Below are 4,087 nucleotides of genomic sequence, written 5' to 3' on the forward strand. Positions count from 1 at the left end.
TGACACCGGTAAACCGAAAGGCAGGAACAGGAGAGCGCACGAGGGAGCCACCAGGGGGAAACGCCTGGTATCTTTATAGTCCTGTCGGGTTTCGCCACCACTGATTTGAGCGTCAGATTCTGTGATGCTTGTCAGGGGGGCGGAGCCTATGGAAAAACGGCTTGGCCGCAGCCTTGTCGTTTCTCTGTCCGTCTCTTTCTGGCATCTTCCAGGAAATTTCCGTCCCGCCAGTAAGCTGGTACTGCTCGCCGCAGCCGAACGACCGAGCGGAGCGAGTCAGTGAGCGAGGAAGCGGAATATCTCCTGTATCGCATATTCTGCTTACGCGCCGGTGCCGACTTTTTTCTTCTGCCACATGAAGCACTTCACTGATTTCCGTGCCCGTGCCAACATAATAAGCGGAGTTTACACTCCGCTAGCGCTACGTGACTGGTTCAGGGCTGCGCCCCGAAACCCGCTAACAACCTCTCAGCTACTGGATATCACCCCATGCCATCTGAACATGATGAACAACGGTATGCTACTGATACGCAGCTTCCCGGCGAATATGACCTTTTTGATTTAATGGCGCAGGTTACTGAAGAGAACCTGCATGCCCCTGTGGATTCCGGGCCGCCTGTCGGCCGGGAAGCGTTATAGCTTTTTCGCTTGCCCGCGTACGTGGTAATACGCCGGTATTACATTTTATTTCTTTATTTTCATGTAATTACAGGTGATTGTAATACGTTGCGTATTACATAAATAAACGGAGATTTAAGTTTTTACCTTTTAATTCATGCAGTTGCGATGAAAATCGCGGCTGCGTTAGGTGTATGACCATTTAAGGGGCAAAAAATTATCATTCTGGCCGCGTGATCTGCGCAGGTTAAGGAGCATCGGCGACGAAAAAGCGTCTTTAACTGCTTCGTTCATGCTTGCATGAACGGATGATTTTTCCGGACTACAGGTAAACTACAGGAAGACTACAAAAGTTGATGATTTAATCCTGATTTTTAGTGCGATGACTACAGATAAACTACAAAATAACTACAGGATTACCTCAGATCCGTTCTCTGAACCATTCGTACATCCGACCCCCTTACCGGTTTACACTGAGCACTGATGCTCTGAGGGCCCTTATGACGAAACAACAGAAAACAGCGCTGAACATGGCTAAATTCATCCAGAATCAGTCTCTGCTCCTGCTGGAGAAGCTTAACGAGCTTGATCTCGATGTTGAGGCGGACCTTTGTGAGAAACTCCACGATGATGCGGAGCATCTTTTCCGTACACTCTCCTCGAGACTGAATGCATCACAGGATGGTAACTGATGGCCAGAGTATCTATTAGTGAGGCTGCCAGACTGACGGGTAAGAGTAGAACAACGCTGCACAGGTTAATTAAAGCAGGTGACTTGTCCACCTGTAGCGGTGAACGTAATGCAAAAATGGTAGATACTTCAGAGCTTTTGCGTGTCTTCGGTCCCTTTGAGCAACCTAAGGGTGAACACCTTTCTGGACAGGTCTCTGAACAGCGTGATACAGCCTCTGCTGACCAGAATGAACAGGTGATTCGTCATCTGAAACAGGAGATTGAACACCTGAACACCTTACTTTTGTCCAAGGAGTCGCACATTGACAGCCTGAAACAGGCCATGCTCCTTCTTGAAAATCACCAGGCAAAATTAACTGAATCCCCGGCGCCATGGTGGAAATTCTGGAAGAAATCCTGATCCTGCCATGGTTGAGTTTTCCTCTCCGGCCATTCCGGGGAGTTCCTGAACCTTCCCAGATATCGCCAGATCCGGGAACACTCCTCACCACGAAAAATACCCACACACCACGCAAAATTAAAATTTTGCAGATAACTCCTTATTATCAGTTGGTTAGGTTTTATTAAATTACGCTGTATTACCTTCTGTAAGGTAAATCCAAGTCGTCGGCGATTCGCGTACGACTTGCCGACGACTCGTCATAGAGTCATCGACGACTCACTCCATACTATCAGTAACTTATGACGACTTGACTCTAGAGTTGAGTCGTTCATTTGGTGTTTTTCTGACCTTGGTGACTCTAGAGTCAAGTCACGAGTCGAATCGCCGGTGAATCGTGTGCTAAGTCGTCCGGTGACTTGCCATCACGTCATTGCCGGCTGTCGCTGAACCGGATTCCTGAACGTGCTGAAAACGGGTTTTCCGGCTGCGCCGGCAACGCCTCACGGCCACGCAATAAATTGCGTCCCCGTTCACCGTTTTCGGGTAAGAAGAACATCGGAAACAGGACTTACCCCGGCTGAATGGCGTGAATTTCCGCGCTATGCACTTGCGCGCATACTCATGCATGCCGTAAAAACAGAGCCTGCGCGTTTCTGGCGGGTTTTCGGGTGGTTTGTTGCCTGTTTTACCGGTTTCCCGTCAGAAACGCCCTGAGAGCCTCTCAGGCGGTGCTGATAAGGGATGTTATGGTAAAAGCATGATGCCTGGCGGGTACGGAAAAATTGTGGCGACCGAGCCTGCAGACGCAAAAATCCGGCCCATACTTATTCGTCTCCTTCATCAGGAATGCAGTACTATCCAGCCACTGCAGGTATTTGGCCCCCAGCGGGGGCTTTTTTTGCCTGTTGTTGGGGCAGATAAAGAAAAGGGCCGCATTAGCGGCCCTTTTCGGAGAGAGCGATGCCTCAATGCGGAATTTCAGAGACTTCTTTAACGTCGGCTTTATTGATCTGCTGTTTGACACCATTTGCGTCTTTATAGCCCAGCAGGCCTGAGTCTGATTCTGTAGGCTTGCCGTCGCTGACAATTGTACGCCCGTCGTTGGTGTGGATGGCATAGCTTGTGCGCGTGCAGCCGGTTAGGGCTGAAAGCGCAACTGCCGCTGCGAACACTGAAACAAAAATCTTTTTCAAAGCCAGCTCCTTTTATCCGTATCAGTTGTCTAGTTCACTCATGTTGGTAATTTTGTCACGGTTGATCTGTTCGGTTCGGCCTGTATGGGCATCTTTGTAGGATACTAATCCCGTATCACTGTCAACTTTGGGTTTGCCGTCTGTAACGATAGTGCGATCATCTGTGGTTTTTATTTCTTGGTTTGAAGAACATCCAGCAGCGGCAAAGGTCACCAACGCGACCATCATGGCCGCCAACAGCGTTTTTTTATTCATAATAGGTTCCCTGCTTAAAGGTAAAGTGGATATGGTCACTAACCATCTAAGTATAGGTCGTTTTTTCATGCGAAAAGAGGATTGAATGGACAAGAATTTCGATTATTGCTGACAGAGCATGGAGAAAAAGAGGCTGTTTTACTGTTCGGAAAGAAATCTTTTGTTGCCGTGCCAGATACGCAGAACCTTTATGGTGGGTGTTATTACCTTTATTTAGAGGATGCTCACAAGAACGAGCTTTTAATTGAGTTAAACGAAAGTGATTTATACCCCGGTGGCGCAATAGAACTTCAACACAACGGCGGTCGGAAGATTCATTGCGAGATACTAAAAGTAAGGTGGAGTCGTTAACTCAAGTAATGTTTCCTAAGTATGTTGATAGGCAAACATAGTGGTAGTTAGTCTCTCTGAGTAAATGATCTTCTTGTGATCCTGTCGTTACAGTCGTAATCTCTTGCTCTGAAAACGAAAAAACCACCTGGGGAGGTGGTTTGATCGAAGGTTAAGTCAGTTGGGGAACTGCTTAACCAGGTAACTGGGTATACGAGACCGCAGAAACCAAAACTGTTCTTTCAGTGTAGCCTCTCTCAGGCCCATACTTCAAGACCTCTTAATTTGTCTCTCGTATACCTCCAGTTACTAATGGCTACCGCCACTGGCGATTTGTCGTGTCTTTCCGGGTTGGACTCAAGTTGATAGTTACCGGAACGGGCGTGGTAGTCGGACTGAACGGGGGGTTCGTGCATACAGTCCAGCTTGGAGCGAACTGCCTACCCGGAACTGAGTGTCAGGCGTGGAATGAGATAAACGCGGCCATAACAGCGGAATGACACCGGTAAACCGAAAGGCAGGAACAGGAGAGCGCACGAGGGAGCCACCAGGGGGAAACGCCTGGTATCTTTATAGTCCTGTCGGGTTTCGCCACCACTGATTTGAGCGTCAGATT

The 4,087-nt window shown here is 48.4% G+C and carries 7 protein-coding genes; 4 read left to right on the top strand and 3 right to left on the bottom strand.

Translation table 11 applies throughout. From position 1 onward, the window contains the following. Positions 1–489 precede the first annotated feature (489 nt). From ACJ8J5_RS24655 to ACJ8J5_RS24665, 3 genes are all read left to right on the top strand, one after another. Positions 490–639 (top strand): AbrB/MazE/SpoVT family DNA-binding domain-containing protein, encoded by a 150-nt coding sequence (locus ACJ8J5_RS24655; RefSeq protein WP_170873421.1) that lies wholly within the window; start codon positions 490–492, stop codon positions 637–639. Positions 640–1,118: 479 nt separating this feature from the next. Further along, on the top strand, positions 1,119–1,310 hold the full coding sequence (locus ACJ8J5_RS24660; protein ID WP_022644820.1) for a Rop family plasmid primer RNA-binding protein: 192 nt from the start codon (positions 1,119–1,121) through the stop codon (positions 1,308–1,310). Beyond that, positions 1,310–1,711, top strand: a complete 402-nt coding sequence (locus ACJ8J5_RS24665) for a helix-turn-helix transcriptional regulator (protein ID WP_058820895.1) — start codon at positions 1,310–1,312, stop codon at positions 1,709–1,711. The genes ACJ8J5_RS24660 and ACJ8J5_RS24665 overlap by 1 nt, the downstream gene beginning before the upstream one ends. A 947-nt stretch (positions 1,712–2,658) precedes the next feature. Here ACJ8J5_RS24665 and ACJ8J5_RS24670 read toward each other — a convergent pair. Both ACJ8J5_RS24670 and ACJ8J5_RS24675 read right to left on the bottom strand, forming a co-directional pair. After that, positions 2,659–2,886, bottom strand: a complete 228-nt coding sequence (locus ACJ8J5_RS24670) for a YgdI/YgdR family lipoprotein (RefSeq protein ID WP_000719360.1) — start codon at positions 2,884–2,886, stop codon at positions 2,659–2,661. Positions 2,887–2,907: 21 nt separating this feature from the next. Further along, positions 2,908–3,141 carry a YgdI/YgdR family lipoprotein gene (locus tag ACJ8J5_RS24675; RefSeq protein ID WP_001036746.1) on the bottom strand — a complete coding sequence of 78 codons (234 nt, stop codon included), beginning with the start codon at positions 3,139–3,141 and terminating at the stop codon, positions 2,908–2,910. Positions 3,142–3,222: 81 nt separating this feature from the next. On the opposite strand from ACJ8J5_RS24675, the gene ACJ8J5_RS24680 reads away from it, so the two are divergent. Continuing rightward, entirely contained in the window at positions 3,223–3,492 is a 270-nt protein-coding gene (locus tag ACJ8J5_RS24680; protein ID WP_079839079.1) for a hypothetical protein, read from the top strand. Positions 3,493–3,728: 236 nt separating this feature from the next. Here the strand turns inward: ACJ8J5_RS24680 and ACJ8J5_RS24685 are convergent, their stop codons facing one another. Then, complete coding sequence (locus tag ACJ8J5_RS24685; RefSeq protein ID WP_094310465.1) at positions 3,729–3,887, bottom strand: replication initiation protein; 159 nt, start codon at positions 3,885–3,887, stop codon at positions 3,729–3,731. Positions 3,888–4,087: the final 200 nt, after the last annotated feature.

The organism is Serratia sp. CY43202, from assembly GCF_052168755.1.
Classification (GTDB): domain Bacteria; phylum Pseudomonadota; class Gammaproteobacteria; order Enterobacterales; family Enterobacteriaceae; genus Serratia; species Serratia bockelmannii.

Coding starts and splice junctions, on each gene's coding strand:
- ACJ8J5_RS24655 (WP_170873421.1), top strand. CDS start 490: ATGCCATCTGAACATGATGAACAACGGTATGCTACTGATACGCAGCTT.
- ACJ8J5_RS24660 (WP_022644820.1), top strand. CDS start 1,119: ATGACGAAACAACAGAAAACAGCGCTGAACATGGCTAAATTCATCCAG.
- ACJ8J5_RS24665 (WP_058820895.1), top strand. CDS start 1,310: ATGGCCAGAGTATCTATTAGTGAGGCTGCCAGACTGACGGGTAAGAGT.
- ACJ8J5_RS24675 (WP_001036746.1), bottom strand. CDS start 3,141: ATGAATAAAAAAACGCTGTTGGCGGCCATGATGGTCGCGTTGGTGACC.
- ACJ8J5_RS24685 (WP_094310465.1), bottom strand. CDS start 3,887: ATGCACGAACCCCCCGTTCAGTCCGACTACCACGCCCGTTCCGGTAAC.